Source organism: Denitromonas halophila (genome assembly GCF_007625155.1).
In the GTDB taxonomy this organism is placed as follows: Bacteria; Pseudomonadota; Gammaproteobacteria; order Burkholderiales; family Rhodocyclaceae; genus Nitrogeniibacter; species Nitrogeniibacter halophilus.
Window position 1 is genome coordinate 274815 of record NZ_VMNK01000015.1, and the last position, 19281, is coordinate 294095.

Below are 19281 nucleotides of genomic sequence, written 5' to 3' on the forward strand. Positions count from 1 at the left end.
GCCCGCGCGCAGGCTGCCGGGTAGTGGCAGCTCGACCGGGATCTGTTCGAGGGGGTTGGGAGCGACCACGTCATGAGGTGGCGTGTTGCCGGTTCGGCCGCTGTTGCGTTGTGTGTCGTTCACTCCGCTTCTCGTCGGGCGCGCCCCCGCTGCAGCGCAACCACCAGCGCCAGCACCAGCAGCGTCGGGATGAAAATCCATTCCTTGGCCGGGCGTTTGGCGGGTAGTTCGATGTGGGTGACGTTGAAACCCTGTTCGAGGCCGAGCTTGGCGGCGCGGCTGCCGAAGTCGACCATCATGACCTGGACGCTATCGCCGAGCGCCATCACGGTCAGGCCCGATTGCTTCAGGCGCGCACGGGCATTCTCGGCGCTGTCGCCGAGCGGCAGCAGCACGCCCTTGGAGATCTCGTCGCCCTCCAGCGTGATGCCTTCGATCCATACGCGCAGATTGCCGTTCGCGGGGGCGGCTTCGACCAGTTCGTTGAGGCGTGTTGCCGGCACCGTGTTGTAGGGCGGATGGATCTGGTCCATCCAGAAGCCGGGCCGGAACAGGCTGAAGGTGACGAGCAGCAGCAGTGCGGTTTCGTACAGGCGGCTGCGGGTGAGGAACCAGCCTTGGGTGGCGGCGGCGAAGATCAGATTGGCGAGTACTGCGCTGCTAACTGTGAGGAAGAAGGCCCACAGGTTGTCGATGCCGATCATCAGCAACTGGGTGTTGAAGATGAACATGAAGGGCAGGATCGCGGTGCGGATCGAGTAGATGAAGGCCTGCACGCCGGTGGCGATCGGGTCGCAGCGGGCGATGCCGGCGGCGGCATACGAGGCGAGGCCGACCGGCGGGGTGACGTCGGCCATCAGGCCGAAATAGAAGACGAACAGGTGCACCGCGATCAGCGGCACCAGCAGGCCGCTCTGCGCGCCGAGCTCGACCACCACCGGCGCCATCAGCGTCGACACTACGATGTAATTGGCGGTGGTGGGCAGGCCCATGCCGAGGATCAGGCAGATCACCGCGACCATGAACAGCATGGCCATCAGGTTGCCGCCCGAGACCGCCTCGACGAACTCGGTCAGCACCAGGCCGATGCCGGTCAGCGTGACGGTGCCGACGATGATGCCGGCGGCGGCGGTGGCGATGCCGATGGCGATCATGTTGCGCGCGCCGATCGACAGGCCGTCGTAGAGGTCACGGAAGCCCTGATGCAATTCGGCCAGGGTGTCGCCCTTGCCGCGCATCAGCGCCAGGATGGGGCGCTGGGTGACGAGGATGAAGATCATGAAGCTCGTCGCCCAGAAGGCCGACAGGCCGGGCGAGAGTTCCTCGACCATCAGGTTCCAGATCAGCGCGACGACCGGCAGCAGGAAGTGCAGCCCGGACTTGAGCGTCGGGCCGACCTCGGGCAGTTCGGTGATCTCGTCGTTCGGGTCCTCGATGTGCAGTTCGGGCTGCTGCGCCGAAAACCACAGCAGCGCGAGATAGGCGAAGAACATCAGCACCGCGACGACGATGAACGAGGCGTCGCCGGCGACATCCTTGATCCAGCCCATGCCCCAATAGACGATGCCGGCGAGGACGATCACGCCGCTGATCGTCATGATCGTGCGCATCAGCCGTATCTGCCAGCTGTGCGGGCTGGGCGGCCGTGGCAGGCCGCGGATGTCGGCCTTCATGGCTTCGAGATGCACCAGGTAGAACAGCGCGATGTACGAGATCAGCGCCGGCAGGATGGCGTGCTTGAGCACCTGTACATAGGGAATGCCGACATACTCGACCATCAGAAAGGCGGCCGCACCCATCACCGGCGGCATGATCTGCCCGTCCACCGACGCCGCCACCTCGACCGCGCCGGCCTTTTTCGGCGCGTAGCCGACGCGCTTCATCAGCGGGATGGTGAAGGTGCCGGTGGTCACCACATTGGCGATGGATGAACCGGAGATCATGCCGGTCGAGGCCGAGGCCACCACCGCCGCCTTGGCCGGCCCGCCGCGAAAATGCCCCAGCATCGACATCGCCGACATGATGAAGTAATTGCCCGCACCCGCCGTCTCGAGCAGCGCGCCGAACAGCACGAAGAGAAAGATGAAGCTGGTCGACACGCCCAGCGCCACGCCGAACACCCCCTCGGTCGACAGCCACAGATGGTTCATGCCCTTGCCGAGCGAGGCGCCACGGTGGGCGATCACGTCCGGCATGTAGGCGCCGAGGAAGATGTACGAGATGAAGACCAGCGCGAGGATCACCATCGGCAGCCCGAGCGCGCGGCGCGCCGCTTCGAGCAGCAGCGTCAGGCCGACCACGGCGGCGACCAGGTCGAAGGTGGTCGGCAGCCCCGGGCGCTGGGCCAGCTCGCTGTAGAACAGATAGAGGTAGCCGGCGGCAAAGGCGCCGACGAGGGCCAGCACCCAGTCGAGCACCGGCACATGGGTGCGTGGCGAGCGCTTGAAGGCCGGGTAGGCCATGAAGCCGAGGAAGACGGCAAAGGCCAGGTGGATGGCGCGCGCCTCGGTGTCGTTAAGGATGGCGATGTTGAACACGAAGGGCAACGGGGAGGCGAACCACAACTGGAACAGCGACCATGCGATGCCGGTGGCAGCAATGATCGCGGCGGTGACGCCGGTCGGCTTGCGCCCGCCGGTGTCCGCCTCGGCAACGATCTGCTTCAGTTCCTCTTCGCTCAGTTCATGGTGTCGAGCTTGTGCCTTGGCCATTCGCCCGGTCTCCTCGTGTTCGCCGGTGTGGTCGCGGACGGGTAGTCGAACACTAGCGTCCTTATGCCGGCGATGTGCCTGAGAGTGCAGGAATGAACCCCTACCTTATTCTTTGTAGTACGTGGCGTGGCGGGCGGGCAGGTCGGTGGAGGCGTCGTGGTGAGAATGTGCGGGGATTTCGGGGCGATTCGAGATGGTGCGAGGCCTCGGGCTGGCAGCCGTTTGATCCGCCTGCCGGCAGGGCGCCAATGTTCGCGAAGGCGGTGCGCTTCATTCGATTCCGAGTTGCGTAATGAGGGCCTTCATGTGTTGCCAGTGCGAACCTTCCCAGAATACGCGCCGGCAGTGGTCGCAGGTGCTGAAATTGTGGTGCCGGCGGGCCACGTCAGGTGGTACGCGGTTGATCGCCTCGTCGCGGTCGAGCGGGCGCAGCGGCGTGTTGCAGTTGAGGCATAGCGTGAATGGGCGTGCGCTGTGCGTCAGATCGAGGCGTGCGAAAACTTCTTCGACCTGTTTCGACGGCTTTCTTGCGTGGATGTAGCAGCCGTGGGTGATGCTGCGGCGTTTGAGCAGATCGCGGTCTCGGGTGAGCACGATGCGATGGTCCCGCGCGGCCAGCCGTTCGATCTGGCTGTCTTCATAGGCGTTGTCGTACAGCGTGTCGAAGCCCGTCATGCGCAGCAGCCGGGCAAGACCGCCCATGTGCGCATCGGCGACGAAGCGGGTGTGCCGCAGCGGTGCGCTGCGCACACGCAACAGCGATGAGACGTCGAAGGCCTCGAAGACCGGATAGACCGCGACCCGGTCGCCCGCGGCCAGCTGGCGGTCGAAGCCGACCGACTCGCCATTGACCAGCACCAGCTCAACCTCGGTGTGAGGCACACCGAGGGCTTCAATGACATGCTTGACCGAGGCGGTCTCCGGGCTGCTCGTGGCGAATTCCCGGTGCCGTCGGGCCGGTGCCAGGAAGTCGTTCAGTTCGGCATAGAAGCGAAAGCGGCTGGTGGTCATGCCGCTTGGAGTTTGTGAGGAGGCCCTGGGTTCGTGATGATGCGCGGCTTTGCGGTCGCGATGTCACAGTCTGGCCGGCGGCATGCCGGATTCAAGCCATTGAAGGGATGCCTGCATCCGGCCGGTTATTCAAGGTCGGTACGTCGACAGATGGGTGATTGCGCGACACGCCCGAGTGTGCGTCTGGCGGGCCGCCTTGCTGCGTTGCGCCTCCATGCCGCGCGCAGGCTGTGCGTCCAGCCCGTCAGGCGCACACTAGGGCGCGTCCAACTACGGTTTCTAGGATGATTTACACACCCGGCTCAGCCCGCCACCATTACCGCCACCTGTCGGCCGATGGCCAGTGCCGCGGTGAGGCCGGGCGATTCGATGCCGAACAGATGGATGAGCCCGGGTGTGCCATGCTGGGCCGGGCCGTCGATGCGGAAGTCGGCATCGGGCATGCCAGGGGCGACGATTTTGGGGCGCACACCCGCGTAGCCGGGCTCCAGGCGGCCGTCCTCGAGTTGCGGCCACCAGGCGCGGATGGCTTGGTAGAAGCGCTCGGAGCGGGTGGGGTCGACATGGTAGTCGGGGGTGTCTATCCACTCGACGTCGGGGCCGAATTTGGCCTGACCGCCGAGGTCGAGCGTGAGGTGCACGCCGAGGCCGCCGGGTTCGGGCAGGGGGTAGATCAGCCGCGAGAAAGGGGCTTTGCCGGTGAGGGTGAAGTACACGCCGCGGGCAAACCAGGCTTGGGGCAGCGTGGCTTGGGCGGGGCCGCTGATGCGCTGGCCGAGGGCGACGGCGTCGAGGCCGGCGGCGTTGATGACCCAGTTTGCGCGCAATTCCATTTCTTGCTCGCCACCCGCGCGTACGACCACTGTGCCCTTGTCGGCGTAGCCATCGATGACCGGGCTGCCGAGCGCGAGCATGGCGCCGTGGGCTTCGGCGTCGCCGAGCAGCGAGAGCATGAGGCCGTGGCTGTCGATGATGCCGGTCGATGACGAGAGCAGCGCGGCGTGGGCGTCGAGGGCGGGTTCGAGTTCGGCGATCTGGGCGCGATCGAGTCGTTGCAGGTCGTGCACGCCGTTGGCGGTGGCTTTGGCGCGGATCTGGTCGAGCGCGCCGGCTTGTTCGGCGTGGGGGGCGACGACGAGTTTGCCGCAGCGCGCGTGAGCAAGGCCGCGCTCGGCGCAGTAGGCGTAGAGCTGGTCGCGGCCTTCAACGCACAGGCGGGCCTTGAGCGAGCCGGTGGGGTAGTAGAGGCCTGCGTGGATGACTTCGCTGTTGCGCGAGCTGATGCCGGTGCCGAAGGCGGATTCTCGCTCAAGCACAACGACTTCGCGGCCGGACTCGGCGAGGGTTTTTGCGCAGGCGAGCCCGACGACGCCGGCGCCGATGATGACGCAGTCGACAGTGTCCATGGTGTCTCGATAGGTTTGAGTTCGGGTAGGGCGGAAAAACGTAGCGCCTTCCGCCATTGGTGACACATGAATGGATAGACCGGAGGGCGCGCCTGCGGCTTATCCGCCCTACGAAATCCTTGCGGCGTTCACTTGGGCGGGTTTTACCAGATTGGTGCGGGAGTTGGTAGGGCTGGTGAGGCGCCGGGGGACGGGGCGATACCAGGCCGAGCTGTCGGGGGACTTTACAGTGGCAGACGTTGTTTTGAGCGCTGTTTTTTTAGGGCCTTGTTTTTATTGTGAAAAAATGCCGAGGCACAAATTGTGCTTCATGTCAATCGACGGTGTTTAAACCGTTTTTTGGCATAGGAGACATGTCATGTTCAAGACTACATTTCCCCGCCGTGCCTTGGTTGGTGTCTTGCTTGCACCAAGCCTTCTTGTCGCTGGAAGCGCCCAGGCTGCGGTCACCACATGGGGCTACGACATTCTTTCTGGCTTCACTCAGTCGGTCATCGGTCCCACAACGACCAATTACCCCGTTCCGGGAACGACATCCTTGTCGTGGGGGACGTCAACTGGCTCCGGCCAGAGTTCGTTGGTGATCAATAACCCGAGCATTCTGGGAAGCTCGGTCGATACGTACATTGGCGGAGCCCCCCCGGCTGCGGCGCCTTATCTTGGTTTCAGTACGTCTCTGACTCACAACAACAATCCGATCACCGGGGATACATTGACGTCGGCGACCTTGCGCAATGCCGTCACCCTGACACCGACGGTACCTGCTGGCGCTGCGTTGCCGGATCAAGTGGTCAATTTTGATATTTCATTCGCTGAGACGCCCAATTCTGGCACGTGCGCTGTACTCGGCAGCCCAACGCCGTGTAACGATATTTTTGTGCTGACGAGTGGTCTGCTCAATCAAACGTTCATGTATGACGCAGGGGACGGAGACGGGCTGCTGACGTATTTCGTGAATATCTTCCCGACCACTGGTGGCGTGTTGTCGACCCTGGCAAACGAGGTTTGCGCCGCAGCAAGTCAGCCGTTCGGTTGTATTGGTTTTACAACGCCCGAGAATGCGTCGACCACGCTGGCGTTCGGGTTCACGATTTCGACCAACCCGCTGTCGGTGCCGGAGCCTGGCGTGCTTGCACTGCTCGGCCTTGGATTGTTGGGTATGGGTTTGTCCAAGCGTAGGGCTTGAGTCGGATTGAGTTGAAGGGAAGTTTGGCTCTCGTAACAAGAAGCCCTCATCTCAGACAAGCCCCCGATTCGTCGGGGGCTTTTTTATCGCGACAGGAATGTGTTCAGAACGTCACGCTGACGCCTTCGTCGGGCAGGTCTTTAGGTTCGTAGGCGACCTGGTCGACAATCTGTTCGCCGGGGGCGAGCACGGTGATGGTGTCGCGGTCGTTGTTGAGTTTGACGGCGCTGGAGAGTGCGATGCGCAGCGTCTCGCCGCGGGCAATGTGGCCGCTGATGGTCTGGCTGCCTTTGGCGTCGGCGATGCGCCAGCCGGTGAGGTCGACATCTTGGTTGCTTGCGTTGAGCAGGGTGACGGTTTCGTTGCCGTGTTCGGGGCGCTCGATGGGGTTGACCAGCGCGCAGATGATGCGCACGCCGCTGGGGTGGCGTGGGCGCGAGGGGAGCACACCGCCAACGGTGGCGGGGAGGATGTAGTCGTCGGGAACGATCACGACGTCTTCGGGGGCGAACATGAGGCGCAGCGTGGTGCCTTGGGCGCGGATCATGTCGTGCAAGTTGCCAACCTCCATGGTGGGCAGCAGCAGGCGGTCATCTCGGTTGCGGGTGTCTTGGCGCAGCCAGGCGTCAAAGGCGTCGAAGTTGGTGTGGCCGGCCTGGAAGTAGGGCGCGATGCGGCGAAACAGTTTGGGCCAGAGGATGCCGTTTTGCAGGGCATCGACGCCGTCCAGCGTGATGCCGGTGCTCATGGATGGCGCCTGCGCCCAGAAGCCGAGCCGGTTGTCGCGTGCGTGGCGCACGCTGCGGCGCAGGTGTTCGCGCAGCTCGGGCGGCAGGCCGAGGTAGAAGGCGCCGTAGGCGTGGCCATGGTGCAGCATGAAGGCGTTGAGGCTGGTGTCGAGCATGTGCGGCTGCATGAAGATGCGCGAGCCGTCGATGGAGGGGTGTTCGCCGGTGTATACAAAGGCCACGCTGCGGCCGTAGGTGTCGAGCCCCATGGACAGGATGTAGCCGCGCACCGGGTGGGTCTCGACGGTTTCGACTTTGTAGGGGTGGCTGTCGAAATACTTGATGGCACCGAAGCCGATGCGTGCCATGAGCGCGTCACGCGCGGCGAGCGCCAGCGGCAGGTGCTGGTGGAACTCGGTGTCTTCGACATCAAAGTGGGTTTCGAGTGCGTCGACGCCTTCGAAGCGGATGCTGGTGATGCCGGCTTGGTTGAAGCCGGGCATGCGGTTGGGGCGAGGTAGGCGCTCGACCAGCTGCGGGTTGTCGGGCTGAAACTTGATGGTGTCGCCATCGGGCTCGGGGCCGCTGAGCGGGATGGCCGGGTAGTGGATGTGAAAGCTGCCTTTGATGAGCGTGTAGGCCATGTGCGCAGGTTCCCTGGGGTTGATCGACGCGAAGAGGCGCCGTTCTTTCAGGGTAGTTGGCCTGCGTGCGAATGGCATTGTTGATATTGACGCTAACGCCCCCACTTGGTGGATGCGCCGCGCATCGATGTTCGATCGGTGATAGCGTTGTGCATTGCACCCATGTCGTAAACAGGAAGCACCATGCGTATCGATCCGAACCAACAACGTGTTTTTGAGGCCTTTGCACGCCGTAATGGCCGTCCGCTCAGCCCGTGGCAGAAGATTGTCGGCTCGGTGGCGGCGATCGGTTTGTTTGGCTTGGCGCTGGTGTTTTCGGTGGTGGTGTTTGCGGTGGTGCTCACCGTGGGCGCTGCGGTGTGGGGCTGGTTCTGGTGGAAGACGCGCAATTTGCGCAAGCAGATGCGCGAGACGCAGGCGCAGCAGCAGGCTCAGGAAGGTTTGGTGATTGAGGGTGAGGTGATCCGCGAGGTGGATGAGCCCGACGACCGACGCGCTTGAGCGCCGCAATGCCTGACTGTGTCAGGCGAAAATATTGACTTGCTCGCCCGAGGCCGGGTTGGGCTCGATCTGCGATATCGCCGTCTGCAACTGACGGCTGGCGCCATCGGCGCCGATGGCTGGCTCATTCTGAGTCGCCAGTTCCCGTTGGGCTTGTTGAATCAATTGGGCGGCAATGGCCGCGACCCGGTAGTCCTGCGATGACGGATCTGCCGGGGCCAGCGCTGCGCGCTGGATCTGCTGTGCCTTGGCGATGGTTTCGTCCGGAGTGCGGCCGGGCGACACATCAATGCCGACCTCGCCACCCACCGCGTACATCTGCCCGTCCGGGCCGCGTACGGTGGAGAAGCTGGCTCCGCCTTGCGCGAGGCCGCCGGCGGCAGCCAGATGAGCTGCCTCGTGCGAACGGACTTTGCGATCAGTACTGGCGAGTGCGGCGACTTCAGCCGCAACCGCAGCCGCTTCGCGGGAGTCTGTTTGCTTGGCGTCCGTTTTGCTGGAAGCAATGTTTGCGTTGTCGGCTTCTGCTTTGGGTTGTGCGGTGGTTGTCGACGCGGCGTCGCTTGCCGGTGCGCGTTGAAGCGCGGCAAAGTAGCTTGGCGAAGCGGCGGACACGGACATCATGAGATATCCCCTTAAACAGTCGACGCCCTCACTTTAGTGCTTTTCTCAAGCATGCAAAAGGGTTAGATGGGCTTTGTTGCAGGGGGGTGTTTTCCTTGCATGGCAAGGGTTTAAATGCCGTCAGGCGTGTCTTCGGTGGTGCCGGGCAGCTGGTGTTCGAACCAGCGGACGAGCGTCGGGATGACGCGTGCCAGCGCGGCTGGCGAACTGAGGCCGGTGTCGTCGATATCTTGCCAAGCAGCGTCGGCGTGAATCAGCTCGAACGCCTTGCGCATCATGGCGCGGCTCGGCTCAGCATGGCTGACGGCGACGCACAGCGGCAGCGCCAGCGCCCCGAGTGGGCCGGCGCCGGCCAGGTCGATGCGGCCGCCGAGACAGAACAGCGCGCTCAATCGGTCGGCCGAGCGGCTGGCGGCACGAATGGCGGCACCGCTGGCGGTGCCGCCGGCCACGAGGCCGCGCGCCAGACCGTGCAGCGGGGGTTGGTGGTCGATCCAGGCGAGTGCGGCTTCAATGCGGTTGGCGAGCAGCGGGGTGTTGTAGCGCAGGTCGGGGTCGCGCTCGTCTTCGTGCGGGGTCGCCAGGTCGAGCCCGAGCGTGGCAAAACCGGCGCGGTTCAGCGCGTCGCTGATGGCGCGTTCGCGGGCGGTTTCTTCGTCATCGAGCGTGCTGCGTGTGATGATGACCAGGCCCCGGACATCGGGCGCGTGGGCCAGCCGGGCGGCTAGCCAGACGGGTCCGGCGGGCAGGCTGAGAGTGGAGTGACGGAGCGTGAGCGACATGGCGTGAGCATCGCACGGCTATTCGGCTGCTGTCGAGCCAATGGCGACCGGAATGCGCCGGTTGCCGAAGGGGCGCTCGAAGGTCGCGAAGCGGCCGGGGAGGCGTTCACCGCAGCGCTGGCACTGGCCGCGTTCGTCGAGCCGGTAGTCAAGAATGTTGTAGCCGACGCGGACAATGACAGGGGCGTTGCAGCCGGGGCAGTAGGTGCTGGCGCCGTCGCGGTCGGCGAGATTGCCGATATACACATGGCGCAAGCCGGCGTCGCGCGCGCAGCGGCGCAGCCGGGTGAGGGTGGTGTGCGGCGTGCCGTGGCGGTCGGTGAGCTTGAAGTCGGGGTGGAAGGCGGTGAGGTGCAGCGGCACGTCGTTGCCCAGCTCGCGGTGAATCCACTCGGCCATGGCGGTGATTTCGGCGTCGGAGTCGTTCTCGCCGGGGATGATCAAGGTGGTGATCTCGAACCACACATGGCTCTCGTGACGCAGCCAGATCAGGGTGTCGAGCACGGGCGCCAGCTCGGCGCCGCACAGCTTGCGGTAGAAGTCGTTGGTAAAGGCCTTGAGGTCGACATTGGCCGCGTCCATGTGGGCGAAGAAATCGGCCCGGCCCTGTCCGTGGATATAGCCGGCGGTGACGGCCACGGTGTTGAGCCCGCGCGCATGGCAGGCGATGGCGGTGTCGATGGCGTACTCGGCGAAGATCACCGGGTCGTTATAGGTAAACGCGACGCTCTTGCAGCCCCAGCGCTCGGCCGCTGCGGCGATGGCCTCGGGGCTGGCGGTGTCCATCAGGCGGTCCATGTCGCGCGATTTGCTGATGTCCCAGTTTTGACAGAACTTGCAGGCCAGATTGCAGCCGGCGGTGCCGAAGGACAGCACACTGCTGCCGGGGTAGAAATGGTTGAGCGGCTTCTTTTCGATGGGGTCGATGCAAAAGCCGGAACTGCGCCCCCAGGTGGTGAGCTCCATGTGGTCGCCGACCCGCTGGCGCACAAAACAGGCGGCGCGCTGGCCTTCGTGCAGGCGGCAGGTGCGCGGGCACAGATCGCATTCGATCCGGCCGTCGTCCAGCGTGTGCCAATAACGGGCGGGAACTCGGGATGCTGCGTCGTGCATGTTCGCCTCCTGTCGGTTTAGGCGTCGTCCTCCCGCCATTTCTGGACCGGGTAGGTGGCGACCATCACTGCCGAACTCCAGTAGTCGGCGCTGAGGCCGGCCTTTTTCTTGAGCTCGGTGAGGAAGTCGCGCGGGTCGGGGAGCTGCGCCCACACTTGTGGCAAAAACGTGGCCTGCTGGCAGCCGTTGAAAAAGATCACGCCGTCTTTGCCGGGCTTGAGCTGCGCGAGCACCTCGGCTTCGGATTTGGCATCGAGGAATTCGGCGCGGCCGAGCAGCGAGACTTCGACGCGGATGTGCGGCCATTCGTCGGCCGTCATTGGGGTGAAGCGCGGGTCGTGCAGCGCGGCGGACAGCGCATTGGCGACCACGTCGGCGCCCAGTGCGCGCTGCGGCTTGAGACTGCCGATGCAGCCGCGCAGCTGGCCGTTACGGGTGAGGGTGACGAAGGTGGCGCCGCGCTCGGCCAAGTCCGGGTCGTCGGCGGGTGCGGGGCCGAGATCGAGTGCGTGTTCAATCGCCGCGCGGGCGCGGGCGAGGAGGCGGGTGCCGAGTTCGGATTCAGTGAGCGACATGGCGTTGGGCCGGGGTAAAGGCGATGCTGGTGTATCCCACCACACGATTGCGGTCGCCGGCGGTGTCGCCAGAGTTGCGCAAGTCGAGCACGGTGGGGGCGAGATGGTGGCGCTGGGCGGCGAGCAACATGCCTTCGATGGGCAGCGCGCCGCAGGCCTGGTCAAAGGCGAGGCCGCCTTGCAGACGCTCGATTTGCTCCACCGTCGAGCGGTCGCGCCAGCGCGCCTGGTGATAGGGCAGGTAGTGCGACAGGTCGGATGAGATGACGATGAGCGTTTCGTCGTCGCCCCACAGGCGATCGAGCAGATGGGCGACGCGCTCGGGTGTGGTGTCGCCGACGACGATGGGTACGATGGTGAAGTGGTCGAGTACGGTTTGCAGGAAGGGCAGCTGCACTTCGAGCGCGTGTTCGAGGGCATGCGGGGCGTCGTCGACGACCACGTCGGGCTCGTCCTGAATCGCCAGCCAGCCGGGCCGGTCGACCGCCACCTCGCCCAGCGGCGTGGCCAGCGATTGCGCGGCGGGCAGCGCAAAGCCTTGCACCGGCACCCGGTGGCAGGGGCCGAGCAAGACCACCCGCCGATAGAACGCGCGCGTGCTGCGTAGCCCGGCGTAGGCGGATGCGGCGATCGGCCCGGAATACACATAGCCGGCGTGCGGCACGATCAGCGCCTTGGGCCAGTGCACGGTTTCCAGTGGCATGGCGGCGTTCAGCATGTCGCCAATCATGATCTGCAGCGCGCGTGGGTCGGCCGGGTAAAACGCGCCGGCGACGGCAGGCGGGCGGATGGAGGCATTGGCCATGTCAGTCTCCGGGAGACCTTAAGATTGATATAGGAATTATAGGCTTAGCGCGGCGCACTTGACCGTACTGCCTCCGGGTGACGTTTCACGGTCGCCCCGGGCACGAGGTTGGCTGACCCGCGTGCTAGCCGTTAAGGTAGGGCGCATCGACGCATTTTTCGCAGGCGTACATCCCTGGCATGACGACACACCACCGACTACGCAACTTCTTTTTCAATCTTTGGAACGAGCAGCCGCTTTGGCACTTTCTCGTTGTCATCGTGTCGCTGACGGCGACCGTTGTGTTTGGCTTTGCCTTGCTCTATCACGCGGCCGGCCCGCTGGATCAACTGAGCTGGCGCAACCTGCCAGGGGTATCCGACAAGCCGTTTTTGCCTTGTGTTGAGCGGGCGTTTCTTGAGTTCGTGACCCTGTCGGGGGGTAACACTCAGTGCGTGGTGCCGGTGCCTTGGCTGGATAAGGCGATTGCTGCGGTGCAGATTCTGTGCGGCTTGTTTTTCTTTGCCGCCATCGTCGCCTTTGTGACGGCGGTGGTGCTGCGCCCCAAGTCGGTGTTTGAATTCAAGCCGTGTCTCAATCTGCATCGTGCTGAAGGTCGATACGATCTGATCTTCAGTGTCTACAACGCCTCGCCGGTGACGCTCAGCCAGCTGCATGTGCGCCTCATCGCGCGCGCCCGCATTGACGGCACCACGCTTCGCAACGTGGTGTTGCGCGACGAAGCGCCGCGCCAGCCGCTGGCCGAACCGTACATCCCCTTGCGCATTCGGGCACCGCTGGATGATCTTGGCATTGCCGTCAACGGCGTGGACGCGCAGGGTTTTGTGACCTCGGCGAGCGTGCGGAGCGAGCGGGATCCGCAGCCGCTGCCAATTGAAGAGATCTATGCCGAGATCCGCGGTGTGATGCTGGGCATCGAGCAGCCGGTGCAGGGCGCCTTGCGCTACTGCCTGTCTGAAAAAGCGTTGTTTCATGGCCGCCATCGGTCGGTCGATTCCGACTACCCGTATGCGCGGCGCAAGGGTTTGTTCCGGCGACTCACGCCGCCGGGCGACATCGTTCGGGCGTTTCACCTTAACGCGCCACCCTGGGCGACGCAGGCCGACAAAATTTATGTGTTCGGGTTTGGTTCGCTCGTCGACCCGGCGTCGTTCAGCCGCACCATTGGCCGGGATGCGTGGCTTCTGGAAGACTTTCCGCTCGCCACCTTGAAGGGCCACAAACGGGTATGGGGCGTGGCGATGGACAATCGCGTCAGCCTGCCCGGCTACAAGCACTATGTTCGCGCCGACATGCCTGACAGCGTGCCGGCGGTGCATGTCTGTTTTCTGGATGTGGCGCCGGACGCGTCGCAGCAGGTCGTGGGGGTTCTTGTGGCGGTCAGCGAGGAGGAGTTCGCGCGGCTCAAGCAACGGGAGCGCAACTACGAGGCCGTCGATGTCACCGCCGCCATGGCGCATCCGCCACTCGATGGGCGGGTGTTCACCTTCAAGGGGCTGGACGAGGCCAAGGCGCGCCTCGACGCCGGGCGGGCTGCCGGCACGCTGGTGATCAACACCGCGTATCAAACACAGGTCGAATGCGCCTACCGGACGCGCGGGAAAGCCGCGTTCGACAACTACCGGGAGGCCACTGAGATACCCGACGGTGTCGCGTTGGTGGCCTTGAAAATGGTGCGTGTTCCGGAGGCCGGCGGCAGCTGAGGCGGCAGCCCGGCGTTTGTTCTGATTACCCTGTGACGCCATTCGCCGCCCAGCCCACCCAGGCCAGACCGCTGCCCAGCCCCAGACCCACCGCCAGCATGGCGGCCAGTACCCGTTTGGTCACGCTGGGCCCGCCCACGCTGATCGCCAGGGTGGTCTTGAAGGCCAGATTGGACAGCATGGCCAGACCGATGGCGGTGACGGTGGGGATGGATTCGAGGCGGTCCAGCGAAAACAGGCGCAGGCTCGACAAGGTGATGGCGTCCACATCGGTCAGCCCCGATACCAGCGCGACCAGATACAGCCCCGCGCTGCCGGCGATATCGGACAACCACGCAGCACCCAGCAGGACTGCGGCGTAGAGTGCGCCGAAGGTGAGTGCGGAGCGCAGTTCGGTCGGGTTCTTGGTGTCGGGCACCGGGCTGCCTTCGTGAGTCATCAAGGTTTTCCACTGCACGCCCAGCGCGACAAGGCCCAAGGCCAGACCGGGCCCGGCGATGCTCAGCACTTGCCAGAGCAGACTGGGCGCCAGCACCGCGCAGACCACGGCCACGCGCACCAGCATGATCAGATTGGCAATGACGATGACCAGCGCCGAGATGGGCGCAAAGACGGGCCGTTTGCGCGCGTCGCGGGCAAACACCAGCGTGGTCGCGGTGCTCGACACCAGGCCGCCAAACAGGCCGACCAGTGGCGCGCCATAGCGCCCGCCCACCAGTTGCAAGGCGGCGTAGCCGGCCAGGCTGACGCCCGAGATGAGCACCACCATCAACCACACTTGATAAGGATTGAGCGCGTCGAAGGGGCCGAAATTCTGGTTCGGCAGTACGGGCAGAATGACCAGCGAGATGACGCTGAACTGCAGAATCGAGTTCCAGTCGCGCGCGGTGAGTCGGGTGGCCCAGCCGCGCAAGGTTGTCTTGAAGTAGAGCAGGGCGGTGGTCCCGACCGCGATCATGATCGACAGCCGTACCTCGCCTTCCCACACCATGAAGCCGAGCACATGGCACAGCAGCAGCGCGGCCACCGAAGTGGTGCCGGCGTCTTGCGGGTCGGGGTTTTGCAGATAGGCGGCGATGATCATGACGCCGATCAGCGTAAGGCTGATGAGGAAGGGCCACAGGCTGTCGAAACGTTCGCCCAGCAGGCCGGCGAGCGCGCCGAGCAGACCGACCAGCGCGAAGGTGCGCAGGCCGGCGCGCGGTGCCGGTTGGCGTTCGCGCTCCAGCCCCAGCATGAGTCCGATGCCGAGGGCGACCAGGATGGCCTGGAGTTGACGCGTGTCGATGGGCAGGTCGGGTGCCATTTGAATGAGTCGGGAAATGGGCCTGGAAGTCCATTCTACGCCGCGTTGGCGGCATCAGAGGCCGTGCCGCGGCGGCCGCTCGCAGGTAGAATCGCGCCATGCAAAAAATTGCCCATCGCCATTTCGCTCTGGTGCCTGCCGCTGGCGGCGGCACCCGCATGGGGCGGGAAACCCCCAAGCAGTATCTGAATCTGATGGGCGAGCCGCTGCTGCGCCACACCTTGCGGGTGCTGTGTGCGGTGCCGCAGATCGAGCGCGTGTATGTGGTGCTGTCGGTCGGCGACCAGACCTGGAACGGCTTTGACTGGTCCGACTTGGGCGACAAGCTCAAACCGATCTATGTGGGTGGCCCCTCGCGTGCCGACAGCGTACTTAATGGTTTGCGCGCCATCCGGCCTGACGTGCGCGATGGCGACTGGGTGCTGGTGCACGACGCCGCGCGGCCCTGCCTGGCGCCCTGGCATGTGGATACGCTGATCGACACGCTGGACGAGGACGAAGTGGGTGGTCTGCTGGCGGTGCCGGTGGCCGATACGCTCAAGCGCGCCGACCCCCAGGGCCGCGCCGTGACTACCGTGCCGCGCGACAGCCTGTGGCAGGCGCAAACGCCGCAGATGTTTCGCTACATGATGCTGCGCCGCGCGCTCGAATCGGCGCGTGACGTCACCGACGAGGCCAGCGCCATCGAGGCGGCGGGCCTGCGCCCGCGTCTGGTGCGCGGCGATCCGACCAATCTGAAAGTCACGTATCCGCTCGACCTGCATCTGGCCGAGTGGATTTTGAAAAACCGGGAGAGTTGAGATGACGGTGCCTTTTCGCATCGGGCAAGGCTTTGACGTCCACGCGCTGGTGGCCGGTCGGCCGCTGATCATTGGCGGTGTATCGATTCCTTTTGCCAGCGGTCTGCTCGGCCATTCCGACGCCGACGTGCTGCTGCATGCCATCACCGATGCGCTGCTCGGTGCGGCGGGTCTGGGCGACATCGGCCGGCATTTTCCCGACACCGACCCGGCGCACGCCGGCGCCGATAGCCGTGTGCTGCTGCGCGAAGCGATGGCGGCGGTGCGTTCGGCCGGTTACACGGTGGGCAACGTCGACGCCACGGTGATCGCCCGCGCGCCGAAGCTGCTGCCGCATGTGCCGGCCATGGTCGCCAACATCGCCGCCGACCTGGGCGTGGCGGCCGAGAGCATCAATATCAAGGGCAAGACCACCGAAAAGCTCGGCTTCACCGGCCGCGGCGAAGGCATAGCCGCGCAGGCGGTGGCGCTGCTGTTCCGGGCGGATGCCGGCTGAAATACCGTTCTCGGACGACGGCACGCCAGTTGCGGCGCCGACCGCCCGTGTGTTTTTCGCCCTCTGGCCGACGCCGGCCATCGCAACCCAACTGCACCAACTCGCGCGTGATGCCGCGGCGTCCGACGCGCGCATCATGCGTGTCGACACCCTGCATCTGACGCTCGCCTTTATTGGCGATGTGGCGGTCGATCGGCTGCCGGCCATAGAGGCCGTCGGCGATCAGACCGTTTGGCCGCGTTGCACTTTTCATCTTGATCAGCTTGGCCATTGGCCTCACAACCAGATTCTGTGGGCGGGCAGCCAGTCGCCGCCGGACGCATTGGCGAATTTGGCCAGCGAACTGTCCTCGGGTTTGCAGACCATCGGCATTAGGCTGGCGGCTCGCCCGTTTGTTTCGCATGTCACGTTGGCGCGTCGCTGTCGGCATGCGCAGGGCAAAGCATTTGTGCCGATTGAATGGGCGGTCGAAGGCGGTGTGCTGGCGGTTTCGCACCGGGACGCCAGCGGCGCGCGCTATGAGATACGTCGGCGTTGGTTGGCGGCGTGAGTGCAGGAGGCAGCATGAAAACCATCGGTTTGCTCGGCGGCATGAGTTGGGAATCCACCGTGAGCTACTACCAGGCCATCAACCGCGGCGTGAATGCCGCGCTCGGCGGCCTGCACTCGGCCAGGCTGGTGCTCGCCAGCGTCGACTTCGCGCCCATCGAGGCCGCACAGCATAGGGGCGACTGGGATGCCACGGCGCAGATGCTTGTCGACTCGGCGCAGTCGGTCGAAGCCGGCGGGGCGGATTTTCTGTTGATCTGCACCAACACCATGCACAAGGTCGCACCGCAGATCGAAGCGGCACTGTCGATACCGCTGCTGCATATTGCCGATGCCACGGCCGAAGTGCTGCAGGCCGATGGCGTGCGTCGTGTCGGCCTGCTCGGTACGCGTTTTACGATGGAGCAGGATTTCTACCTCGGCCGCCTGCGTGATCGCTTCGGTATGGAAGTGCTGGTGCCCGAGGCCGCAGAGCGCGACTTTGTGCACTCCGTGATCTACGACGAGCTGTGCCGTGGCGTGGTGTCGGACGCCTCGCGTGCGTGCTATGTCGAGATCATCGCCGGTTTGCAGGCGCAGGGCGCCGAGGCGGTGATTCTCGGCTGCACCGAAATCGCGCTGTTGGTGCAGGCCGAACACACGGCGGTGCCGCTATACGACACCACGGCCATTCATGCGGCGGCAGCGGTCAGGCACGCGCTGGCCTGAGCGCTATTTTCGGATCAGCCGCAGGTCGGTGACGAAGTCCTGCGGCGCGCCGATCTCGATCTTTGCAAAGTCTGGGTGCAGCGGATTGATCAGGTAATTGGTCTCGGCCGGAATTACCGCGCTGGGCACTGCCAGCACCGCGCTGCTGCCACGACGCGCCCAGTCGCTACCGAGGCTTTGCAGGTGCGCACGATTGGCCGGGGCATTCCATTGGTCCGGCAGGTCGGCGAGAGCGATCTGTTCGACCTTAAAACGCTTGGGCAGCGTCGCCGCGATCATCACGTAGCGCGCCCGCAGCGGTTCGTCCTGCACCAGGATCTCGAGCATCGCCAGTGACTGGCTGGCGGCGGTATAGACCATCGGCACCCCCTTGCGATTCCAGCGCCCGCCAAACAGGCGCGCACCTTCGCCGCTGAAGGCGGTGTCGGCGAAGCGGGCGGTGACGAGGCGCCAGAGGGAGGTGGTCATGGTTTGTCGCCTTGGCGGTGGGGCGTGCGTGTATCGGAGGTTCGTTGGCCGGGTTTCGCCCCGGCGGGCGAGTAACTTTCTTGTGGCGACAAGAAAGTCACCAAAGAAACGCCCCCGCCGTGCCGCCGGCTTCGCCGGTGCCCTCTCTGCGCCTGGCGTCGGCGGGTCGTGTCGCAAACTCGCCCTGCGGGCTCAGACAGCGACACGACAATTTCCGCCGTCCCCTGGCTCCGTTCGGCGGCACAGAAGGGGAGGGGCATGCGGGCTCGGCTTCGCCGTCGCCCGCACGGGTGGTCCGTTGTAGGGCGGATGCGCCTGTGGCTTATCGGCCCTACGAGATTGGGTGCCGCTGATGCAGGCTGGCACCCCATTCCCCTCTGTCGTGCCGAGTGCAGCAAGTGCGGGGCGGAAAAAGCGGCTTCGCTGTCTGAGCCCGTAGGGCGAGTTTGCGAAGCTGCCCGCCCCGTGCTTGCGGAGGGAGGGGAGCCCGAAGGGCCACGACGGTGGGGTGTGCTTCTTTGCCTAGCTTTCTTGCACAAGCAAGAAAGTAGGTCGCCCGCCGGGGCGAGACCCGGCCAACGATCCCTATCGAGAAACCATGCACGCGGGAGTGCGAAAAGAGGGATCACAGTGGCTCTTCCGCTCAGCTATACACCCCATGCTCGATCCGCCCCAGCGTATCCATCACGCTCTGGGTGCCGATGTCGGTGTCGATCAGCGACAGCGGGGTGTCGCCACCGAGCGCGGCGTTGGGCGATTTGAGCCAGTCGAGGGCGGCGCCGAGGTCTTCGAAGACTTCTTCGGCGCGCTCGACCACGCGGGCCAGGCGCACCACCTTGGCGGACTCTTCGCTGCTGAGCGTGCCTTCCTTTTTACGCCGGGCCAGCGTGCGCTCGGGTATGGCGAGGGCGGCGGCCAGTTCGCTTTGGGTGAGGCGCAGGGTTTTTGAGAGTGCGTCGATGGCGGTGGAGGAGATGCCGTGGCGGATCAGCCCGACCCAGTCCAGCGGTGTGCGCGGCTGGCTGTGCAGGACTTTGCGCCCGCCCAGCAGGCGGTCGACCGAGAGCGGCTCGGGTGCGATTGCAGCAGCGGTGCTCATACGGATTCCTTGTGTGCCATGTGGCAGTTATTCTATGCAATATTGGCGTTAATTGCCAGGCGTCTC

General features: G+C 64.8%; 19 protein-coding genes. 7 read left to right on the forward strand and 12 right to left on the reverse strand.

Annotated elements, in window-relative coordinates:
• Positions 1 to 119: 119 nt before the first annotated feature.
• The 3 genes from FHP91_RS15715 to FHP91_RS15725 all read right to left on the reverse strand — a co-directional run bounded on the left by FHP91_RS15715 (position 120) and on the right by FHP91_RS15725 (position 5185).
• Complete coding sequence (locus tag FHP91_RS15715) at positions 120 to 2711, reverse strand: TRAP transporter permease (protein ID WP_144310479.1); 2592 nt, start codon at positions 2709 to 2711, stop codon at positions 120 to 122.
• A 270-nt stretch (positions 2712 to 2981) separates the two neighbouring features.
• Positions 2982 to 3722 (reverse strand): Mut7-C RNAse domain-containing protein, encoded by a 741-nt coding sequence (locus tag FHP91_RS15720; protein ID WP_144310480.1) that lies wholly within the window; start codon positions 3720 to 3722, stop codon positions 2982 to 2984.
• A gap of 302 nt (positions 3723 to 4024) precedes the next feature.
• The gene (locus FHP91_RS15725; protein WP_144310481.1) at positions 4025 to 5185 is read right to left on the reverse strand and encodes an NAD(P)/FAD-dependent oxidoreductase; all 1161 of its coding nucleotides are present in this window, start codon (positions 5183 to 5185) and stop codon (positions 4025 to 4027) included.
• 301 nt (positions 5186 to 5486) lie between these two features.
• Between FHP91_RS15725 and FHP91_RS15730 the strand changes: the two genes are divergently transcribed.
• On the forward strand, positions 5487 to 6314 hold the full coding sequence (locus tag FHP91_RS15730) for a THxN family PEP-CTERM protein (RefSeq protein ID WP_144310482.1): 828 nt from the start codon (positions 5487 to 5489) through the stop codon (positions 6312 to 6314).
• 103 nt (positions 6315 to 6417) lie between these two features.
• On the opposite strand, the gene FHP91_RS15735 is transcribed toward FHP91_RS15730, so the two are convergent.
• Complete coding sequence (locus FHP91_RS15735; protein ID WP_186301581.1) at positions 6418 to 7686, reverse strand: lamin tail domain-containing protein; 1269 nt, start codon at positions 7684 to 7686, stop codon at positions 6418 to 6420.
• 183 nt (positions 7687 to 7869) lie between these two features.
• Here FHP91_RS15735 and FHP91_RS15740 point away from each other — a divergent pair, with 183 nt between their 5' ends.
• Complete coding sequence (locus FHP91_RS15740) at positions 7870 to 8187, forward strand: hypothetical protein (RefSeq protein ID WP_144310484.1); 318 nt, start codon at positions 7870 to 7872, stop codon at positions 8185 to 8187.
• 21 nt (positions 8188 to 8208) lie between these two features.
• Here the strand turns inward: FHP91_RS15740 and FHP91_RS15745 are convergent, their stop codons facing one another.
• The 5 genes from FHP91_RS15745 to amrB form a co-directional block, all read right to left on the reverse strand.
• Complete coding sequence (locus FHP91_RS15745; protein WP_246116334.1) at positions 8209 to 8811, reverse strand: putative metalloprotease CJM1_0395 family protein; 603 nt, start codon at positions 8809 to 8811, stop codon at positions 8209 to 8211.
• A 110-nt stretch (positions 8812 to 8921) separates the two neighbouring features.
• Entirely contained in the window at positions 8922 to 9593 is a 672-nt protein-coding gene (locus FHP91_RS15750) for an alpha/beta hydrolase (protein ID WP_144310485.1), read from the reverse strand.
• Positions 9594 to 9611: 18 nt separating this feature from the next.
• The gene (gene amrS / locus FHP91_RS15755) at positions 9612 to 10706 is read right to left on the reverse strand and encodes an AmmeMemoRadiSam system radical SAM enzyme (protein ID WP_144310486.1); all 1095 of its coding nucleotides are present in this window, start codon (positions 10704 to 10706) and stop codon (positions 9612 to 9614) included.
• Positions 10707 to 10723: 17 nt separating this feature from the next.
• Complete coding sequence (gene amrA / locus FHP91_RS15760) at positions 10724 to 11281, reverse strand: AmmeMemoRadiSam system protein A (protein WP_144310487.1); 558 nt, start codon at positions 11279 to 11281, stop codon at positions 10724 to 10726.
• On the reverse strand, positions 11268 to 12086 hold the full coding sequence (amrB, locus tag FHP91_RS15765) for an AmmeMemoRadiSam system protein B (RefSeq protein WP_144310488.1): 819 nt from the start codon (positions 12084 to 12086) through the stop codon (positions 11268 to 11270). Before amrB ends, amrA begins: the two co-directional genes overlap by 14 nt.
• A gap of 179 nt (positions 12087 to 12265) precedes the next feature.
• On the opposite strand from amrB, the gene FHP91_RS15770 reads away from it, so the two are divergent.
• Entirely contained in the window at positions 12266 to 13789 is a 1524-nt protein-coding gene (locus FHP91_RS15770) for a hypothetical protein (protein ID WP_144310489.1), read from the forward strand.
• 25 nt (positions 13790 to 13814) lie between these two features.
• On the opposite strand, the gene FHP91_RS15775 is transcribed toward FHP91_RS15770, so the two are convergent.
• Positions 13815 to 15095 carry an MgtC/SapB family protein gene (locus FHP91_RS15775; RefSeq protein ID WP_144310490.1) on the reverse strand — a complete coding sequence of 427 codons (1281 nt, stop codon included), beginning with the start codon at positions 15093 to 15095 and terminating at the stop codon, positions 13815 to 13817.
• Between the two features lie 98 nt (positions 15096 to 15193).
• Here FHP91_RS15775 and ispD point away from each other — a divergent pair, with 98 nt between their 5' ends.
• Genes ispD through FHP91_RS15795 form a run of 4 tightly spaced genes read left to right on the forward strand, consistent with a single transcriptional unit; the run spans position 15194 to position 17648 of the window.
• Positions 15194 to 15895 (forward strand): 2-C-methyl-D-erythritol 4-phosphate cytidylyltransferase, encoded by a 702-nt coding sequence (gene ispD, locus FHP91_RS15780; protein ID WP_144310491.1) that lies wholly within the window; start codon positions 15194 to 15196, stop codon positions 15893 to 15895.
• A gap of 1 nt (position 15896) precedes the next feature.
• Positions 15897 to 16391 (forward strand): 2-C-methyl-D-erythritol 2,4-cyclodiphosphate synthase, encoded by a 495-nt coding sequence (ispF, locus tag FHP91_RS15785; RefSeq protein ID WP_144310492.1) that lies wholly within the window; start codon positions 15897 to 15899, stop codon positions 16389 to 16391.
• On the forward strand, positions 16381 to 16941 hold the full coding sequence (thpR, locus tag FHP91_RS15790) for an RNA 2',3'-cyclic phosphodiesterase (RefSeq protein WP_144310493.1): 561 nt from the start codon (positions 16381 to 16383) through the stop codon (positions 16939 to 16941). Before ispF ends, thpR begins: the two co-directional genes overlap by 11 nt.
• 14 nt (positions 16942 to 16955) lie before the next feature.
• The gene (locus FHP91_RS15795) at positions 16956 to 17648 is read left to right on the forward strand and encodes an aspartate/glutamate racemase family protein (protein ID WP_144310494.1); all 693 of its coding nucleotides are present in this window, start codon (positions 16956 to 16958) and stop codon (positions 17646 to 17648) included.
• Between the two features lie 3 nt (positions 17649 to 17651).
• Here the strand turns inward: FHP91_RS15795 and FHP91_RS15800 are convergent, their stop codons facing one another.
• Both FHP91_RS15800 and parS read right to left on the reverse strand, forming a co-directional pair.
• On the reverse strand, positions 17652 to 18116 hold the full coding sequence (locus FHP91_RS15800; protein ID WP_144310495.1) for an RES family NAD+ phosphorylase: 465 nt from the start codon (positions 18114 to 18116) through the stop codon (positions 17652 to 17654).
• Between the two features lie 643 nt (positions 18117 to 18759).
• Positions 18760 to 19215 (reverse strand): type II RES/Xre toxin-antitoxin system antitoxin, encoded by a 456-nt coding sequence (parS, locus tag FHP91_RS15805; RefSeq protein ID WP_144310496.1) that lies wholly within the window; start codon positions 19213 to 19215, stop codon positions 18760 to 18762.
• Positions 19216 to 19281 lie beyond the last annotated feature (66 nt).